Genomic DNA, 18886 nt, shown 5'->3' with positions numbered 1-18886 from the left:
ATATTTCCGTATGATTTGTTTTTTATAATTGCGGCTTTTTCCTTTATTAAGCTTAAGCAGTGGGCATAATTAGGTATAGATGGCAGTCTACTCTATTGTAATGCTTCTGCTTGCTGTTGAATGGTTTACGATAAAGTATCATTCATATTTAAACATTAATAGCTATGAGAAAAATAAACAGTAGAGTAGGTCTATGCATTGGATTACTGACCGTCCATGCTTTGTCTTCTTGTACCAGCATAAAGCAAGGAATAGGTACAAAGAAGCTTAAAAAACCGATGCAAACCATGTTAGGCGCCGCTCTATTTTCTAATGGAATGGCTACACCTGTTCCTACAAATGCGCCATCTGTATCCAATACAACTGGGTTGAATCATACTACTTCTATGGCTACAACATTAAATCCATATGAGCTATCAACGATAGGGGTGTTCAACGCAACTGAAGCACATCCATACGGATGTAAGAATGCTTCGATTGGTATTGATATGCTGAATGCAAAGCGTGGTCCATACGGGATGACCCCTTTAATGGATGCAGTCGCAGATGGTTGTCTAGAAGATCTTAAATCTTTAATACAAAAGAAGGCAGATCTGGATGCCAAAGACAACTATGGAAGAACTGCTTTAATGTATGCAGTAAAAGATAATAGAATAGATGCAGTAAAGTTACTGTTGGAAAAAAGCGGATCATTGCCTACAATTGGGCTTTTTTCAAATAATGTTATAGACCAACAAGATAAAGAAGGCCGTACAGCGTTGATTCATGCAGTAGTTAATGATAAAAAAGATATGGTCGAAACATTGCTTAATTATAATCCAAATTTAGAAATAAAAGATGACGAAGGACATACTGCTTTGAAATATGCAGCAATATTTGGGCATGTGGACATTCTACAATTATTAATAGACAAAAAGGCAAATCTCGAGACAAGAGATAAAGAACAAAGAACCCCTTTGATTTCGTCAGTAATACAAGTACAAAAGATAGAACCTAAAAGGATAAGAGATACTATCACATTGTTAATAAAAAGTGGAGCAGTTCTGGATGCACAAAGTGACCAAGGGGTGACTCCTTTAATGCATGCGGTAAAAAATAACATACTAGATATTGCTACATTATTGATAGACAGCAAAGCAAGTCTGGATGTACAAGATGGTCAAGGAAAGACAGCATTAGTGTATGCAGCAAACACAGGTATAAATGCTGTTAAGTTATTGATAGAGAGGAAGGCAGATATGGATATAAAAGATAATGAAGGCAAGACTCTTTTAATGCGTGCAGTAATACAAAGTAAAGCAGATGTTGTCAAGGAGTTGATAAGCAGTAAGGCAAAGCTAGATGTGCAAGATAAGGAAGGAAAAACTGCTTTGATGCATGCAGTAATACACAATAATATAGAGTCTGCTAAGGAGTTGATAGATAAACAGGCAAACAAGAATATGAGGGATAGATCGGACAAAGCTGCTTTGGACTATGCCATTGCTTCCAATAACTATGAGATCATAAAATTATTGGCCAAGTAGTTCTTAATAGAATAACACTAGCACCTAAATATCTATTTAGGCCACGCGAAGGTCTTAACTACAGGATTTCCATCTTAAGGAAACCTTTTAAAGACCTATACAAAAAACAGGGGACATGATGTTCCCTGTTTTACTATGGTGTTTGTGTTTATATTGATCTCTCTGGTTTATGCAGTAGTTTGGTCATACTTAGTATAACCTTTTTTCAGCGTAAAAGAGCGCTTGCAAAAGATTGCGGTCAAAAAGCACTGCTTACAGATAGCGCACCAAACCCTTTAGCGAGAGGTACGACACGTATACCTTCTATTTTTCCCAGTTCTAAAGTCGCTTTTCTTTCCGTAACTTTGTACATAAGCTATACTTTTGGTCTACTACTTTAGCAAAAAAAGCAGTAGTTCCTTTCTTCAGTGCAAATTTTTCAGTGCACCTTTCATAGCCATCGTATCCTGTACCATATAACAGCAGTTAATACAATAAAATGATTCATATTTTAATAGATGGTCAAACAAAATCATTTCCCAAAGGGATTACTGGTTTAGCCATTGCCCAGCAACTTGGTGCAGCCGTTGATGTGTTAGCGGTTCAGGTCAATGCGGTTGTTTATGACCTTACACGCCCTATTGAGGTAGATGCTACCCTCCATTTCCTTAGATGGGAAGATGAAGCAGGCAAGCAGCTCTTTTGGCACTCTTCTGCCCACCTTTTGGCTGCAGCATTGGCCATATCTTATCCAGCTGTTACCTTTGGCATAGGTCCTCCTATTGCAGAAGGCTTTTATTATGATGTCGATTTAGGCCCTCATCCTGCGCATACCTTAGATTTAGCAGCCATAGAAAAAGAGATGATTAGAATCGCCCAGCGCAAAGATCCATTTGTCCGTCGAGTCGTTTCCAAACAAGAAGCTATTGCTTTTTTTGCTAAAAAAAAAGATCCTTATAAATTAGAGCTGTTAGAAGGACTGGAAGAGGAGAGTATTACCTTTTATCAGCAAGGTGATTTTGTTGATTTATGTAAGGGCGCCCATTTGCCCCATACTGGGTGGATAAAAGCGGTTAAAATTTTAAATGTTTCCGCTGCTTATTGGCGCGGGGATACAAAAAATAAACAGCTCACCCGTATCTATGGTATCAGTTTTCCAACTAAAAAAGAACTAGCTGATTTTTTACATAGACGAGAAGAAGCCCAAAAAAGAAGCCATGTAAAAATTGGAAAAGCACTTGGCCTCTTTACCTTTTCTGAAAAGGTAGGCCTAGGGCTACCCCTTTGGTTGCCTAAGGGAGCACTATTGTGTGATACACTGGTCCAGTTTCTTAAAAAAGAGCAAATCAAACGGGGATACCAGCCAGTTGTTACCCCGCATATTGGCCATAAGGCACTTTATATAACCTCTGGCCATTATGAAAAATATCAAACCGATTGCTTTCAACCCATTCGTACCGCTGAGGAAGAATACCTCCTAAAGCCTATGAACTGTCCGCATCATTGTGAGATTTATACCAGTACCCCCCGTTCCTATAAAGAGTTACCCATCCGTTTGGCAGAATTTGGGACTGTCTATCGTTATGAATTACATGGTGCCTTGCATGGATTGACCCGAACGCGCTGTTTTACCCAAGACGATGCCCATATTTTCTGCCGTTCAGACCAAGTGCCAGAAGAGTTTGCCAAAGTAATTGATTTGGTACGCTACGTATTTGGTCTATTTGGTTTTAAGGACTACACCGCGCAACTTTCTTTTAGAGATCCCAATAGCAATACCTATATGGGAGCTGTCCAAGATTGGGATCTGGCAGAAGCAGCGATTCAAGCCATTGCCCAAGAAAAGGGTTTGCAAACTACGCTTATCCTAGGGGAAGCTGCTTTTTATGGACCCAAAGTTGATTTTATGGTAAAAGATGCGTTGGGGCGTAGTTGGCAATTGGGTACGGTACAGTTGGATTACCAGCTTCCTATTCGCTTTGACCTAACCTATATAGGAGCGGATGGCCAAAAGCATCGCCCTGTTATGATCCATCGTGCGCCGTTTGGTTCATTGGAGCGCTTTATAGCCATTTTAATAGAGCATACAGCGGGCAAATTTCCACTCTGGCTAGCACCAGAACAGGTAGTAGTTTTATCCCTTTCGGATAAATATGCCAGCTATGCTACAGTAGTCCACCAAAAGCTATTGGAAAAGGAAATACGTGCTGCCTTAGATATCCGAAGTGAAACCATTGGAAAAAAAGTTCGTGAAGCTACTTTACGCAAAGTTCCTTATATCCTAGTCGTTGGTGAAAAAGAAATGGCAGATGAAACCGTTGCCATTCGAAAACAAAACAACCAAATCAGTATGGGTTTAAATGATTTTATCCAGCAAATTGGTGCAGAAGTAGCTAATATGGGAATTGTAGTATAAGCTAGCCAGTGGGTTTAGCATTTTAATAATGGTTGTGCGAATCAGTGATGCATTTAGCCATTATGAATGCTTTAGGCCTATTTAGCGTAATGTTAGAAATTTTATACCATAAAATGTAAAACCATGCAATGGACCATACCAGAATTGGTAAAGCGATTTGGTGCGAAGCAGATGGGTGGTGTCGATGCGGTCCTCACCCATCTCTGTACATTGGCGGAAGGAAGCCCAGGAGGGCTTAGTTTTTTTTCAAGTCCACAATACACTACTGCTTTTTACCAAACCAAAGCCACAGCTGTTTTGGTTGCCAAAGATTTCAAGCCAGTTGTCCCCGTAGCCGCTGCTTTGATAGCTGTGGAAGATCCTTACAGCTGTTTTTGTTCGCTCATAGAGGAAGTGTACCAAGAAAAAATGCTGCCCAAATGCGGCATAGAATTTCCTTCTTATATAGGTAGGAAGGTTATAGTAGGAGAAAATATCTACAGAGGCGCTTTTTCCTATATTGGCCACCATGTAGTTATAGGCAAAGGGGTAAAAGTTTATCCACATGTGTATGTAGGAGATTATGTAACCATTGGCGATGATACCATACTCTATAGTGGTGCCAAAATAGCCCCTTATACCGTAATAGGTAGTCGATGTGTCATCCATGCTGGCGCGGTCATTGGCAGCCCTGGTTTTGGTTTTATAACCCATGCAGATGGTAGTGCCAAACGTATTCCCTCAGTTGGCCATGTTTTATTGCAGGATGACGTAGAAGTTGGTGCCCATACTACTGTAGATGCCGCTACTGTAGGGCGCACCATAGTAGGAAAAGGCACTAAGGTAGATAACCTGGTGCAAATCGCCCATAATGTTCAAATAGGGAAACATACCGCTATTGCGGCACAGGTCGGGATTGCTGGATCTACTAGGGTAGGGGATTATGGTAAGTTGGGTGGTCAAACAGGTGTAGCGGGGCACCTCCAGTTGGGTGATCATGTTACAGCAGTTGGTCGGGCCGGCATTACCCGCTCTTTTCCAAAAGGAAATATTACGCTTTCCGGTACACCTGCTTTTGAAAATAAAAAATTCTTAGCTTGCTATGCCAGGTTTAAAAATCTCGTACCATCAAAAAAGTAGCAAAGGAATGTAGATGATACTTTTTTCAAGCATTTCCTATACAATTTTTTAAAATATTTATGATGCAACGGCTACAACAGACCATTCAACGTATCATTTCCTTTGAAGCCATTGGCCTCCATACGGGTAAAAAAATTAAGGCTATATTAACCCCTATGCCAATTGATACCGGTATACAATTTCAACGGATTGACCTCCCCAATCAACCTATTATAGAAGCCTGCGTAGCCCATGTAGTCGCAACAGAAAGAGGTACCATGCTTGAAAAAGATCAGGTACAAGTGGCTACGATAGAACATTGGCTAGCCGCGCTAGCAGGGCTGCAAGTGGATAATATTTGTATGCAACTAGATGGGCCAGAAGTACCAGATTTAGATGGTAGTGCCTTAGGTTTTGTAAACCTTTTATTAGAAGCAGGGCTGCTACGACAAGAAGCACCACAAAAGTTTTTTACCATCAAGGAAAAGTTTGTGTATGATGACTCTGATACAGGCAGCCATTATACACTTTATCCCGATACAGATTATAGCTTACATGCAACCATTTCCTACAATAGATGGCCCATTGGCCATCAATATGCAACCCTCTTTACCTTAGCCCATTTTAAGGAAGCAATAGCCGCTGCCCGCACTTTTATCTATTTGGATGAAATCGTTGCCTTGTATCAGAAAGGATTGCTACAGGGAGGAGATCCTACCAAAGCGGTCATTTTCTCTGATCATACCGACCCTACAGAACAGTTGCAGCAGGTCATCCACTTATTTAATAAAAAAGTTGAAAATTTAGTAACCCCTAGTCCCTCCAGTCTATCTGTCTTACGCTATATCAATGAACCAGCCCGTCATAAATTATTAGATCTTATCGGTGATGTAGCCTTATTGGGTAAGCCTTTGCAAGGGAAACTCGTTGCCCATCAGCCCGGCCATGGCGCCAATATACGTTTTGTCGCTGCTTTGAAAAATCACTTGTTCAGACAATCCGTCAAAGCCCCCCCCATTTATGACCTACAGGCTACGCCCCGGTTGCATATAGAACAAATTAGTAAAATGCTACCCCATCGTTATCCTTTTCAATTGGTAGATAAGATTATGGAATTAGGTGAGGACCATGTGATTGGGATTAAAAATGTAACCATTAATGAGCCCTTTTTTCAAGGCCATTTTCCTGGTACTCCTATTATGCCTGGCGTTCTTCAGATAGAAGCATTGGCGCAAACCAGTGGTATATTGGCGTTGCATAAAGTACCAGATCCGGGGCGATATCTAACCTATTTTCTTGCTATTGATAGCTGTAAATTTCGTCGTATGGTGGTGCCTGGAGATACCCTAGTATTACATTGTGTATTGCTGACAGCTATAAAATTTAGTACTACGCAAAAACAGTCTGTAGGAGTTGCAAAGGTAAAAGGACGTATTTTTGTAGGTGAAAATTTGGCGTGCGAGGCAGTTTTATTGGCTCAAATGGTCAAACAACATGAATCAATCTGATATCCATCCCGGTGCTACGCTGGGCAAATCGGTAACCATAGGAAATTTTGTAACGATTCAGGAAGATGTAGTCATAGGTGATGGTACCTATATAGGACCTCATGTGACCATTATGTCTGGAAGTCGTATAGGGGAGAATTGCCAAATTTTTCCCGGTGCAGTGATTGGTGCCGTGGCGCAGGATCGCAAGTCAACCACCTTAAAAACCTATGTAGAAGTGGGGAATCATACCGTTATACGTGAATTTGTCACCCTTAATAGAGGCACTTTGGGTGATACGATTATAGGTGCGCATGTATTACTCATGGCGTATGTGCATGTGGCGCATGATTGTATCGTTGAAGATCATGTAACCGTTACCAATGCTGCACAGTTGGCAGGTCATGTCCAACTCCATCACCATGCCGTAATAGGTGGTATGGCAGCGCTTCATCAGTTTATGCGCGTAGGGGCCTATAGCATGGTCGCTTCTAAAAGTATTGTGCGTAAGGATGTCCCACCTTTTATTAAAGTAGGACGAGAACCTTTATGCTATTCTGGCATCAATCTGATCGCATTGCAACGGCATCGTTTTACAAAAGAACAATCCGATACGATACACCATATCTACCGTTTGATCTATCATAGTAAATTGTTGTTGCCGTTGGCATTAGAAGCGGTAGCTAACCAAGTGATCCATTCTAAGGAAAAAGAGATGGTGCTCTCTTTTATACGCAATAGTCCCAAAGGCATTGTAAAAAAAATCAATGGATCTGTAATATGAGTCGAAACAGGAGCTTCTGTTGCAAAAAATCTGATAATCTTCTGGTTATAAGTATAAGCTAAAAAATAGTTCATCGGTTGTTTATTACTGTAAAATACGTTAAATTGCCTCCCATATATATGGATATGTTTCTTATGCTTTATAAGCTATAATTTTATTGCCAATCTTTTCGATGCCGTTTCATCATTAGGCATTGGCGTACCCAACTTTAAAGGCTAAAATTACAAACATTATACAAAATTATGATTAGTAAACGAACAATATTATTATTGATATCTGTATGGGTATTTGCTACTATCTACTATCAAGACTATAAAGAGAAGCAGTTGCTTGCTACCCCTACTTTAAACAATATATCAGTCCGTGCCATTAATGGTACCGACCCAGTAAGAATTGATGATTGGAGTTCTTCTGAGGTGGTTGGTAAGCTATATGAAGGGTTATATACCTATCATTGTTTAAGAAGGCCGTTTCAGTTGGTGCCCAACCTTGCTGAAGGGATGCCTACCGTTTCTTCAGATGGCTTGGTCTATACCTTTAAAATTAAGAAAGGTGTGGTATTTCAAGATGATACATGTTTCCCAAATGGAAAAGGTAGGGAACTCAAAGCAGTTGATTTTGTTTTTAGTTTAAAAAGAATGGTAGATCCCAAAAATACAGTCCCTTATCTTGGTCTGGTAGATGGCAAAATCAAAGGATTGGATGGATGGAAGGAACAGTTAGATTATGCGCAAGAGGTAGAAGGGTTAAAAGCATTGGATGATTATACCTTACAGATTACCCTCACCGAACCTTGGGTGCTTTTTTTAAATTTTTTAGCTATGCCGGCTGCTTTTGTGGTTGCTAAAGAGGCGGTGATGCATTATGGCCCTGAATTTTTAAACCATCCGGTGGGTACAGGTCCTTTTATGCTAGAGGGTGGGTTTAATCCACAAGCCAAGCAATTGACCTTTCTCAAAAATCCTACCTTTAGGGAAGTATTGTTTCCTGCTGAAGGAGATGCTTTGTATAGGCCTATGATAGAGGCTTATGCCGGTAAAAAGTTGCCCTTGGTAGACAAAATCGTCACCGATATTATTGTTGAAGAGCAGCCGCGTTGGTTAAAAATGAGCAATGGGAAGATTGATATCCAGCAGGTTAACGACGCGGGCTTTATATTAGGTCTTACCGGGCCAAAAGGTGAACTTTTACCAGAGTGGAGCAAAAAAAATCTGGTATTGGATCGAGTTTGCGGTGCTAGAACTGAGTTATTTGTCTATAATCATAATCATGAAATCTTTAAAAATCCTTATGTAAGACAGGCTATGTCTATGGCTTTTGATAGAGCCACTTATAACCAAAAATTTTACAAAGGTACTGCCCAGGTAGCAAAATCTCTAGTGCCACCTATATTAATGGATGATGTCAATGGCTTGGAGGATCTATATGGCTATAATCTTGAGCGTGCAAAAGAATATTTGGCTAAAGCAGGTTTTCCAGGTGGGAAAGGATTCCCAGTTGTTACATTAGACACCCGTTCAGAAACAAGTTATAAGGATAAAGCAGAATTTTTTGCCCAATGTATGGCCCATATTGGCATACAAGTTCAGGTTGTAACTAATATTTGGGCAGAATTATATAATAAGTTTACTAAAGGGTCTACTATGATGCATACATTGACTTGGTCTGCTGATTACCCTGATCCTTCTACTTTTTTTGATCTGCTTGTCAATAAGCAATTAGCTGGTTTGCAATATGAGAACACTACATTTAATGCGTTGTTTCATAACGCTATGAAAACTGTCAACCAAGCAGAAAGAGAGCGCTTATATGTAGAGTTAAATAAGGTAGTAGCAACGGAAGTACCTATGATTTGTGCTGTTCATCCTTCTCTTCAAATGTTACATTACAACTGGGTTAATAATGTGCCCTCTAATGACTTTTGTGCATCTCTAGATGCATATATGGCAGTAGATATGGCCCAAAAGGTTAAAGCTACCAAGTAATCTTACCTAAATCTAGGTATATCCTACCTTCGGGTATACAATAGCGCTTCAGTTTCATATATTTATTTTTAATGCTGTATTTATGTAGTGTAGGTAGATAGAAGCGATTATTTACCCGAGGTGTAAATAATCGCTTCTTATTTTTATGATGTTTCTTTTTGTATATCTCTTAAGAAGGTTGCTCTATGCGCTTTCGGTTATGGTAGGTGTTACTTTTTTAGTCTTTGTGATCTTTAACATGCTTGTAGAAGATCCTACGCTTATCTTATTGGGTAAATATGCTACACCGAAAGCTATGGCTGCACTCAGCCATCAACTAGGCTTAGACAGGCCTTGGTATCTTCAGTATTGGGAGGTGTTGCAATCTGCTTTCACCTTTAATTTTGGTTCCTCCTGGGCTACCAAGCAGCCTATTTTAAAAATATTTCAACAAGGTGGACTGGTTTCCTTAACCGTTACATTACCTGCTTTTTTGATAGGAAATGCTTTATTGATATATGTTTCCCTTTGGATGACCCAATATAAAGGAACCATTTGGGACCGCCTTCTAGTTATCGGTTGCATGATCATGAGTAGCATTTCTATATTGGTGTATATTCTAGTTGGCCAGGTCTTTTTTGCCTCTAAGTTAAGGCTTTTTCCAATAATGGGTTATAAAAATGGTTTTTGCGCCTGTCTGCCGTATATCATTTTGCCAACCATTCTTCTGGTATTGCTCCATTTTTGTTATAACTATCGTTTTTATAGAACGATTATGTTGGATGAGGTCTACCAAGACTATGTACGTACTGCACGGGCAAAAGGATTGTCAGAAGAAGTTGTTTTATTTAAACATGTTTTTAAAAATATCATGGTGCCTATTCTGACAACCTTGGTAAAAGATTTTCCATCTTTATTATTTGGATCTGTAGTGATAGAGAATTTTTTTGGCATACCAGGACTAGGTAACCTCGTAATAGATGCGGTAAGCCTTTGTGATTTTCCAACGATTAAAGCCGTTACTATAATCGCTGCGCTGCTCAGTATTTTCTGTAACATACTAGGGGATCTGCTGTATACTTTAGTAGATCCGCGTATAAAATTATAGTATAGCTATGTATAAACGTAATCTGCTTCATCAATTTGGTTGTAGTGTAAAAATTTTAATAAGTAAAAAATTAAATCTTTTTTGTTTTGTAACCTTATTGGGCTACGTGCTCGTGGCGGTATCTACTAAAGTAGGATGGCTGGGCGCTGATTGGCATAGAGCAGTGGGGGACGCTTATCAACCACCTAATGGGCTCCATTATTTTGGTACAGATGTCTTGGGTAGAAGTGTCTTGGCTAAGATTTTACATGGTACAGAAGTAGCCATGACTGTTGGATGTGTAGTAGCGTTATGCGCTGTTTTGCTTGGCGCTGCTTTTGGTATAGTAGCTGGTTATTTTGGTGGTATAGTAGATACATCTATAGTTTGGCTCTATACGGTTGTAACAGCTATTCCTACTATAATTTTATTGATGGTGGTTGCCTTAGTGCTGGGAAAGGGTATGCAGACCATTTGTATTGCACTGGTTGTAACAGAATGGACCGAAACTTGTCGCTTGATACGTGCTGAAGTAATGCGTCATAAATCTAGAGAATACATCCAAGCAGCTTCAGCAATTGGCGCTAGTAGTGCCCGTAAAATTTTTGTACATCTATTGCCCAATCTACTACCCTTGATGATTTATCAGTTTTCTTTGGTTTTTCAAACTGCTATAAAGCATGAGGTGGTCCTTTCTTATTTGGGTATTGGCATTCAAAACAAGCCTAGTTGGGGCATTATGATTAATGATGCCAAAACAGGGTTATTAAGAGGTATTTGGTGGGAGCTCTTTTTTGCCACAATCGCCATGTTTTTACTGGTATTTGTCTTTAACATTTTAGCTGATACATTGCGGGATCTATTAGATCCAAAGTTAAAAGGTCGATAACCATGAAGGAAGAAGTTCTTGAAGTTAAAAATTTAGTCACGCAGTATTACACCAGTAATAAGAGAACAACAGTGGTCAATAATGTTTCCTTTGCTCTTTGTGCAGGTCGTTCATTAGCCATTGTTGGAGAATCTGGCTCTGGTAAATCGGCTATGGCCCTTTCACTTATGCGGCTTATTATTCCCCCTGTTGGTACTATTACCGCAGAGGGTATTTTCCTAGAAGGAAAGGATATTTTACAGCTTTCACTCAAGGAGATGGAAGCAATACGTGGCAATCGTATTGCGATGATCTTTCAAGAACCTATGACGGCACTCAACCCCGTTTTTACCATTGGTGAACAGATTATGGAAACGATTCAGTTGCATCAACAGGTTACACCAAAAGAGGCAAAAATAAGTTGTATAGCCTTATTAACGCTTGTGGGCATCCCCGCTCCCCATCAGCGCATGTTGGACTATCCACATCAGCTATCAGGTGGCATGCGTCAACGGGTGATGATTGCGATTGCATTGGCTTGTAAACCAGCCGTATTAATTGCAGATGAACCAACTACTGCTTTAGATGTAACGACCCAGGCTCAGATTATGGATCTCATACAAAGACTGCAAGTAGAAAAAAATATGGGCATTATATTGATTACCCATGACCTTGGCATAGTAGCTGAAACATGTGATGAGGTAGCCGTCATGTATGGTGGTAGCATTGTAGAAAAAAGCGCTGTAAAAACTATTTTTAATGGCCCATTACATCCCTATACACAGGCGTTATTGGATGCTATCCCTCCTTTAGCTGATGGTAGTCACTCTGAAAGACTACGTACCATTGGTGGAGTAGTCCCCCCTTTATCTGATCTGCCTATAGGTTGTGCTTTTCAAGACCGTTGTCCTTATGTAAAAGAGCTATGTAGGGCTAGTAAACCACCGCTTCGAGAAGTCAGTTCTGGCCATTCTGTAGCTTGTTTTTATCCCTTACAAGCTATCGCTAAAGATTAAAGCTATGCAACATAAAGAAGTTTTATTAGAAGTGCATCGTCTTTGTAAGAGCTTTCCAGTACTGCATCGTCTCTTGGGCCATACCATTGGTAAAGTATCTGCGCTGCATAATGTAAGTTTTACCCTATATAAAGGAGAAACACTAGGGTTAGTGGGCGAATCCGGTTGTGGTAAAACCACACTGGGTAGAACCATTTTGCGGTTGCTTGAGCCTACTAGTGGACGTATTGTTTTTGATGGGGTAGATATTACCTGTTGTAGTGCGCGCCAGATGCGCAGCATGCGGAAAAAAATGCAAATTATTTTTCAAGATCCTTATGCTGCTTTAAATCCTAGAATGGCTATTCAGGAAATCCTAGAGGAACCTATACAGATTCACCATATGGCTAATGGAAAAGTAGCATTTACCAAGCGCATCTATCAACTATTGGATTATGTGCAGTTGCCTAGTACTGTTTTGTACAAATATCCACATGAACTTTCTGGAGGACAACGCCAACGCATTTGCATAGCAAGAGCATTAGCTGTTGAACCTACCTTTATCGTTTGTGATGAAGCCATTGCCGCATTAGATGTTTCTGTGCAAGCTCAGATTATTAATCTTTTAATGGATTTGCAAAAAGAACTAGGCTTAACCTATCTCTTTATTTCGCATGACTTAAGGGTTGTAGAATTTATAGCCGATCAGGTTGCCGTAATGTATTTAGGTAAGATTGTAGAAGCTGCCCCAGCAGCAGAAATTTATAAAAGCCCTACACATCCCTATACGAAAGCGCTTTTTTCTGCTATACCTACTATGGATCCATCCAAGAGCAAGGAACGGATTATTTTGCAAGGAGATATTCCTAGCCCAAGGAACCTGCCTACAGGTTGCTGTTTTCATCCACGTTGTTGGAAGGCTGTAGAAAAATGTAGCCATATCCAGCCAGAATTGGCTAAAATAGGCGGGGAAAATCATCAGGTAGCTTGTCATTTTCCAGAGATAGATTAAATAACTCAATATATTTTATAGTTTAAAATCAGACAACCAAATATATGTATCAACTCTCAGCGCTAAAAAATCTTTCCATTTTAAATCATCAAGAAATAGTTAGGGTGAGAGGAAGAGTTTTTTCTAAAAAAGATTGTGGGCGTATATTATTCTTGATTCTACGGGATGGTATGGATAGCTTGCAGGCCGTTCTATTAAAAAATAAAGAAGGCGCTAATGCTCATCTATCTACAGAAGACTATAATGTATTGCGTAAAGTTGAAAATGAGTCTTTTATTGAGATCATCGGTCAAATTTACTGTGTGGATCAGCCTGTATCCGCTTGTTCACAACAATCGATTGAGTTGAATATAATTGGTTATACCATACTCAGTAAATCTGTATTAGACTTACCCATTACACTCAAAGAAGCAGCGCTTAAGGAAGATAAGAAAAGGGAAAGTCAAGAATTCTCCTCTATTCAGTATGTAAAGCGATTAAACAATCGCGTATTAGATTTGCGTACCGATTTGGCACAAGCTATTTTTCGAATCAATGACGGCATGCTTTTTTACATACAGTCCTATTTACGAAACCATGGGTTTATAGAAATTAAAACACCCAAGTTAATAGGAGGAGCTTCTGAGGGGGGAGCAGATGTATTTAAGGTAGATTATTTTGGTAAACCTGCTTGTCTGGCACAAAGTCCTCAGTTGTATAAGCAAATGGCGGTTATAGGTGATTTCAAACGGGTATTTGAAGTAGGTCCTGTTTTTCGTGCCGAAAACTCAGATACCAATAGACATCTTACAGAGTTTATAGGGGTTGACCTTGAGATGGTTATCGATCAAAGCTATATGGAAGTAGTTCATTTCGTATATCAGCTATTGGTTGATTTGTTTGATACATTAAGTAAAAAATATGATCGAGAAATCGCCATTATACGATTTTGTTTTGATCTCCCCCCACTAACTTTTGCATCAGAATTGGTCGTTATACCTTTCCCAGATGCCGTTGCCTTACTAAAGGCCCATGGAAAGGAAAGAGGAGATTTCGACGATTTATCTACAGAGGATGAAAAGCAGCTAGGTGCTATTGTAAAAGAAAAGTATCATACAGATTTGTATGTAATTACCGGCTATCCATCTGCTGTACGCCCCTTTTATACCATGGTTGACCCAAATGATGCGCGGTATACCCATGCCTATGATTTTATGTTACGCGGTGTAGAAATTCTTTCCGGAGCGCAGCGCATAGATGATTATGCTACTTTATCCGAACGTGTTGCGCAGCTGGGCATAGAAGTCACTACCATAGAGCATTATTTGAATGCATTTAAATATGGTGCACCGCCTCATGCAGGGGTTGGTATGGGGCTAGAACGGATGTTAAAATGTTTTTTAGGGTTACCAGATGTACGTTACAGCAGCTTATTTCCGCGTGATCCTAAGCGGTTGTATCCTTAAATAGCTTATGTGTTATGATCTGATAAACCATAGCTGTTGCATTTCTATTTTTAACTATTTATAAACTTTAATTCCCTATTTATGGAGCCAACATCAGCCGATCGTATTATCCCAATTAATATAGAGGACGAAATGCGGGATGCCTACATAGATTATTCTATGTCTGTGATTGTCGCTAGGGCACTCCCAGATGTGCGCGATGGCTTAAAACCTGTCCATAGACGAGTATTGTATGGTATGTATGAGCTTGGCCTCAGTCAGAGTAAAGCTTATAAGAAGTCTGCAAGAATTGTGGGGGAAGTATTGGGTAAGTACCATCCACATGGTGATGTACCCGTCTATGAAACCTTAGCCCGTATGGCCCAAAGTTGGGCACTCCGTTATCCGCTCATAGAAGGACAAGGTAACTTTGGATCCATCGATGGAGATGCGCCTGCCGCTATGCGTTATACCGAAGCCCGTTTGGTACGCATTTCGGAAGAGCTTATTAAAGAAATAAACAAAAATACTGTTGATTTTCAGCTTAACTTTGACGCCTCTTTAGAAGAACCCGTTGTATTACCCGCTAAACTTCCCAATTTGCTTTTAAATGGCGCTTCTGGTATTGCAGTCGGTATGGCCACCAATATGGCACCTCATAATCTATCAGAGACATTAAGTGCTATTGTCGCTTATATTGAGGATCATGATATAACCATTCCTGACTTAATGGAATATATGATTGCCCCTGACTTTCCTACTGGAGGGATAATTTATGGCTACAGTGGGGTGTGTGAAGCTTTTCAAACAGGCAGGGGGCGTATCCTATTGCGTGGGAAAGCTACCGTTGAAGTATCCACTAATGGGAAAGAGCAAATCATTGTAACAGAGATACCGTATCAGGTAAACAAAGCGGTTATGATAGAAAGGACCGCACAGCTGGTTAACGAAAAAAAAATAGAAGGAATTGCCGATATTCGAGATGAATCCGACAAAGAGGGGATGCGTATTGTCTATGACCTTAAACGCGATGCAATAGCTCATGTCGTACTCAATAACCTTTACAAACAAACCCAGCTACAAAGCTCTTTTAGTGTAAACAATGTGGCATTGGTAGAGGGTAGGCCTAAAATTTTAAACCTCAAAGCACTTATTGTTCATTTTGTCGACCATAGACATGAAGTATTGGTACGCAAAACTACCTTTGATCTGGAACATGCAAAGAAAAAAATACATCTATTAGAGGGTTATCTTATCGCTTTGGATCATTTAGATAAGGTTATTGCATTGATTCGTAGTTCAAAAGATGCAGAGATTGCCAAAGCTGCATTGATGGAGGCTTTTCCTTTGAGTGCGCTACAAGTCAAAGCCATTCTAGAGATGCGTTTGCAGCGGCTTACAGGTTTAGAACGAGCTAAGATCATAGAGGAATACCATCAGGTACAGAAACTGATTGACCATTTATTGGCTGTATTGGCTGATAAACCGCTTCGTATGCAGTTGATTAAAGAGGAGTTGATGGAACTGAAAGAGCGTTATGGCGATGCGCGTAGGACTGTAGTGGAATATGAAGCAGATGCCTTTACGATGGAAGATATGATTCCAGATACTGAAATGGTCATTATGATTTCCAACCAAGGTTACATTAAACGCACACCACTGGTTGACTACCGTCTACAAGGTCGAGGGGGTGTAGGCGCTAAGGGCATTACTACTAAAAAAGATGACGTTACCGCCCATCTATTTATCTCTACTGCGCACCAATATTTGCTGATATTTACCGAATATGGTAAAATCTATTGGGTAAAGGTCTATACCATACCAGAAACTAAGAAAGCTACACAAGGCAAAGCCATACAAAACTTAATCAATATAGCGCCTGGAGATCAGGTCCGTAGTATCATTCAAGTTAGGGATTTGAAAGATCAGACTTATGTGGATCAGCATTATGTCGTTATGTCTACTAGACAAGGAATTATTAAAAAAACAGCCCTTCGTGCCTATTCTATCCCACGTGCCAATGGCATTCATGCCATTCTAATTCGAGCAGGCGATTCGCTATTAGATGTACAGCTGACCAATGGTACCCATCACATTGTATTGGCCTTAGCCTCTGGTAGGGCTACACAATTTAATGAACAAGATGTACGTCCTATGGGACGGGTAGCTTCCGGCATAAGGGGCATTACCTTAGCCCATGAACAGGATCGTGTAATTGGCATGGCCTGTTTTCCAACACCAGATTGGGACGTTTTGGTAGTTTCGGAAAATGGGTATGGCAAACGTTCCTCCCTTTTAGATTATCGTATTACCAAAAGAGGCGGTAAGGGAGTAAAAACCATGCAAATTACTGAAAAAACCGGAAAGCTAGTGGCCATTCATGCGGTAAAAAACCAGGATGAATTGATGATTATGAACCAAGCTGGTTTGGCCATTCGGATACAAGTAAGTACCTTACCCCTTATAGGCAGAGCGACACAGGGTGTTCGGTTGATTCGATTGGGACAAGAGGATAAAGTAGTTTCTGTAGCTAGAATAGATATGTTAGACGAGGTAGATGGGCCGGATCATAAAGTGTCATCCGATGTAGCAGAAATGGGTATAGCTCCAGCGTCGAGTGAGCAAGTTATAGAAGAAAATTTAGTCTTACGAGAAGAAATTGAGGGTTTAAATGATCCAATAGAAGATTAACGTTTTTGTATGGCTCAAGTTGCTATCGTTTGGTTGCGGCGTAATTTGCGCCTACAGGATAATAAGCCTTTTGCCGCTGCATTGCGGCATGTGGATAAAGTTTTACCCATTTTTATTTTTGATACAGCTATCCTAAAGCAGTTTCCCAATCCTTATGATAGAAGACTCTCTTTTCTAGCCCATACCCTTTGTTTACTCCATGATGCATTAAAAAAGCTACAAGGGGAGCTTTTTGTCTTTCATGGTACACCTTTAGAAATTATCCCCAAACTGGTTAACCATTTAAAGGTTGAAGCCATTTATGCCGATGAAGATTATGAACCAGCCAATATAGAACGGGATAGAACCATTCAAAAGGTATTGATGCCCCATTGCAAACTACATCTATATTGTGACCATCTGCTTATAAAGCCTGGTATAATTTTAACCCAATGCAACCAGCCTTATAAACTATATACGCCTTATATGAAGGCATTTAGGACCTATATAGCCGATCAGGGAGCGTTGGCACAGAATAGGCTGCTAATAGAATATAACTATGCCTTAGAAGGGAGGTTATTTACCCCTTCAGCACTAGATGGTCAATCTATTGACTTAAATGTAGGGGTGGAAGAAGTTTTAAAACAGATTGGCTATATATATATAAAAGATGGCTTATGGGATCCTAAAAATGGATCTAATTCATTAGATGGTTTTCTTAAAAACCAGATAGACCATTACAAAGCAAATCGAGACTTGTTAGATCTGAATGGGAGCAGTAGATGTGGACCCTATTTGAGATTCGGTCTGATATCTATTCGCTCCTGTTATCGCAAGGCATTTGCATTGGCTTCAAATCTAGGCGTTACGACTTGGATAAGTGAATTAATTTGGCGTGAATTTTATGCAAATATTTTATACCATTTTCCAAATATTATCTATGAATCATTTCAAGAAAAATACCGCAATACCATACCTTGGAATAGCAAACAAGAAGATTATGATCGATTTGTGTGTGGGCAAACCGGTTATCCGATCATAGATGCAGCCATTCAACAGCTATTGTGCGAGGGATGGATGCACAATAGAGCAAGAATGATCGTAGCCAGCTTTTTTAGTAAAAATCTGCTTTTAGATTGGCATAAAGGTGAAAGTTTTTTTGCACAACACCTTATGGATTATGAGCTTGCCTCTAATGTAGGTGGTTGGCAATGGTCCAGCGCTTGTGGGGTAGATGCTCCCCCTTATTTTCGCGTTTTTAATCCTTATCTACAAGGCAAAAAATTTGATCCTGATGGTCAGTATGTCAAAAAGTACTTACCGGGGTTACAAAAAGTACCTAGATCTATCATCCATACCATGGATTTTCATACCCTTCATACAAATTATCCCAAACCGATGGTTAATTACGAATTATCTAGAATACGTGCCATAGAAACTTTTAAAAAAATAGGAGCGTAGTGGCCCGAAAAAAGCTCTGTCGCGTCTGTATTTGATTTTGTATAGTTTTGTTCCCTATCTAGTTCTATATTTAAAGCATCAAGAGCAGTTGCGTAAAAGACAATATAGCTTTATA

13 protein-coding genes are annotated in these 18886 nt (G+C 39.9%); all 13 read left to right on the top strand.

Features of this window, described 5'->3' with window-relative positions; all coding sequences use genetic code 11:
* Window positions 1-164 precede the first annotated feature (164 nt).
* The 13 genes from ACRRVD_RS01020 to ACRRVD_RS00960 all read left to right on the top strand — a co-directional run bounded on the left by ACRRVD_RS01020 (window position 165) and on the right by ACRRVD_RS00960 (window position 18771).
* Window positions 165-1526: an ankyrin repeat domain-containing protein gene (locus ACRRVD_RS01020; RefSeq protein WP_432461328.1), complete on the top strand. Its 1362-nt coding sequence runs from the start codon at window positions 165-167 to the stop codon at window positions 1524-1526.
* Between the two features lie 478 nt (window positions 1527-2004).
* Window positions 2005-3921 carry a threonine--tRNA ligase gene (thrS, locus tag ACRRVD_RS01015; RefSeq protein WP_432461327.1) on the top strand — a complete coding sequence of 639 codons (1917 nt, stop codon included), beginning with the start codon at window positions 2005-2007 and terminating at the stop codon, window positions 3919-3921.
* A 123-nt stretch (window positions 3922-4044) separates the two neighbouring features.
* Window positions 4045-5040 carry a UDP-3-O-(3-hydroxymyristoyl)glucosamine N-acyltransferase gene (gene lpxD / locus ACRRVD_RS01010; RefSeq protein WP_432461326.1) on the top strand — a complete coding sequence of 332 codons (996 nt, stop codon included), beginning with the start codon at window positions 4045-4047 and terminating at the stop codon, window positions 5038-5040.
* A gap of 59 nt (window positions 5041-5099) precedes the next feature.
* Window positions 5100-6527, top strand: coding sequence for a bifunctional UDP-3-O-[3-hydroxymyristoyl] N-acetylglucosamine deacetylase/3-hydroxyacyl-ACP dehydratase (locus ACRRVD_RS01005; protein ID WP_432461325.1), 1428 nt, complete (start codon window positions 5100-5102; stop codon window positions 6525-6527).
* The gene (lpxA, locus tag ACRRVD_RS01000; protein WP_432461324.1) at window positions 6514-7290 is read left to right on the top strand and encodes an acyl-ACP--UDP-N-acetylglucosamine O-acyltransferase; all 777 of its coding nucleotides are present in this window, start codon (window positions 6514-6516) and stop codon (window positions 7288-7290) included. Before ACRRVD_RS01005 ends, lpxA begins: the two co-directional genes overlap by 14 nt.
* 242 nt (window positions 7291-7532) lie before the next feature.
* Window positions 7533-9275, top strand: a complete 1743-nt coding sequence (locus ACRRVD_RS00995) for an ABC transporter substrate-binding protein (RefSeq protein ID WP_432461323.1) — start codon at window positions 7533-7535, stop codon at window positions 9273-9275.
* A gap of 145 nt (window positions 9276-9420) precedes the next feature.
* On the top strand, window positions 9421-10362 hold the full coding sequence (locus ACRRVD_RS00990) for an ABC transporter permease (RefSeq protein ID WP_432461322.1): 942 nt from the start codon (window positions 9421-9423) through the stop codon (window positions 10360-10362).
* 7 nt (window positions 10363-10369) lie between these two features.
* Complete coding sequence (locus ACRRVD_RS00985; protein WP_432461321.1) at window positions 10370-11230, top strand: ABC transporter permease; 861 nt, start codon at window positions 10370-10372, stop codon at window positions 11228-11230.
* A gap of 2 nt (window positions 11231-11232) precedes the next feature.
* Window positions 11233-12225 (top strand): ABC transporter ATP-binding protein, encoded by a 993-nt coding sequence (locus ACRRVD_RS00980; RefSeq protein ID WP_432461320.1) that lies wholly within the window; start codon window positions 11233-11235, stop codon window positions 12223-12225.
* 4 nt (window positions 12226-12229) lie between these two features.
* Entirely contained in the window at window positions 12230-13216 is a 987-nt protein-coding gene (locus ACRRVD_RS00975) for an ABC transporter ATP-binding protein (RefSeq protein WP_432461319.1), read from the top strand.
* A gap of 44 nt (window positions 13217-13260) precedes the next feature.
* The gene (aspS, locus tag ACRRVD_RS00970; protein ID WP_432461318.1) at window positions 13261-14661 is read left to right on the top strand and encodes an aspartate--tRNA(Asn) ligase; all 1401 of its coding nucleotides are present in this window, start codon (window positions 13261-13263) and stop codon (window positions 14659-14661) included.
* 81 nt (window positions 14662-14742) lie between these two features.
* A complete protein-coding gene (gyrA, locus tag ACRRVD_RS00965; RefSeq protein ID WP_432461317.1) occupies window positions 14743-17331 on the top strand; it encodes a DNA gyrase subunit A in 2589 nt (862 codons plus the stop codon).
* A gap of 9 nt (window positions 17332-17340) precedes the next feature.
* Window positions 17341-18771, top strand: coding sequence for a cryptochrome/photolyase family protein (locus ACRRVD_RS00960; RefSeq protein ID WP_432461316.1), 1431 nt, complete (start codon window positions 17341-17343; stop codon window positions 18769-18771).
* Window positions 18772-18886: the final 115 nt, after the last annotated feature.

The organism is Candidatus Cardinium hertigii (assembly GCF_050864915.1).
Classification (GTDB): Bacteria; Bacteroidota; Bacteroidia; order Cytophagales; family Amoebophilaceae; genus Cardinium; species Cardinium hertigii_D.
The sequence above is the reverse complement of the archived record's forward strand: the minus strand, read 5'-3'. Positions and strand labels throughout refer to the sequence as shown.

What these genes read in the sequence shown, in the direction of transcription:
- ACRRVD_RS01005 (WP_432461325.1), top strand. Translation starts at nt 5,100, where the DNA reads ATGATGCAACGGCTACAACAGACCATTCAACGTATCATTTCCTTTGAA.
- ACRRVD_RS00985 (WP_432461321.1), top strand. Translation starts at nt 10,370, where the DNA reads ATGTATAAACGTAATCTGCTTCATCAATTTGGTTGTAGTGTAAAAATT.
- ACRRVD_RS01020 (WP_432461328.1), top strand. Translation starts at nt 165, where the DNA reads ATGAGAAAAATAAACAGTAGAGTAGGTCTATGCATTGGATTACTGACC.
- lpxD (WP_432461326.1), top strand. Translation starts at nt 4,045, where the DNA reads ATGCAATGGACCATACCAGAATTGGTAAAGCGATTTGGTGCGAAGCAG.
- ACRRVD_RS00995 (WP_432461323.1), top strand. Translation starts at nt 7,533, where the DNA reads ATGATTAGTAAACGAACAATATTATTATTGATATCTGTATGGGTATTT.
- ACRRVD_RS00960 (WP_432461316.1), top strand. Translation starts at nt 17,341, where the DNA reads ATGGCTCAAGTTGCTATCGTTTGGTTGCGGCGTAATTTGCGCCTACAG.
- aspS (WP_432461318.1), top strand. Translation starts at nt 13,261, where the DNA reads ATGTATCAACTCTCAGCGCTAAAAAATCTTTCCATTTTAAATCATCAA.
- lpxA (WP_432461324.1), top strand. Translation starts at nt 6,514, where the DNA reads ATGAATCAATCTGATATCCATCCCGGTGCTACGCTGGGCAAATCGGTA.
- ACRRVD_RS00990 (WP_432461322.1), top strand. Translation starts at nt 9,421, where the DNA reads ATGATGTTTCTTTTTGTATATCTCTTAAGAAGGTTGCTCTATGCGCTT.
- ACRRVD_RS00975 (WP_432461319.1), top strand. Translation starts at nt 12,230, where the DNA reads ATGCAACATAAAGAAGTTTTATTAGAAGTGCATCGTCTTTGTAAGAGC.
- ACRRVD_RS00980 (WP_432461320.1), top strand. Translation starts at nt 11,233, where the DNA reads ATGAAGGAAGAAGTTCTTGAAGTTAAAAATTTAGTCACGCAGTATTAC.
- gyrA (WP_432461317.1), top strand. Translation starts at nt 14,743, where the DNA reads ATGGAGCCAACATCAGCCGATCGTATTATCCCAATTAATATAGAGGAC.
- thrS (WP_432461327.1), top strand. Translation starts at nt 2,005, where the DNA reads ATGATTCATATTTTAATAGATGGTCAAACAAAATCATTTCCCAAAGGG.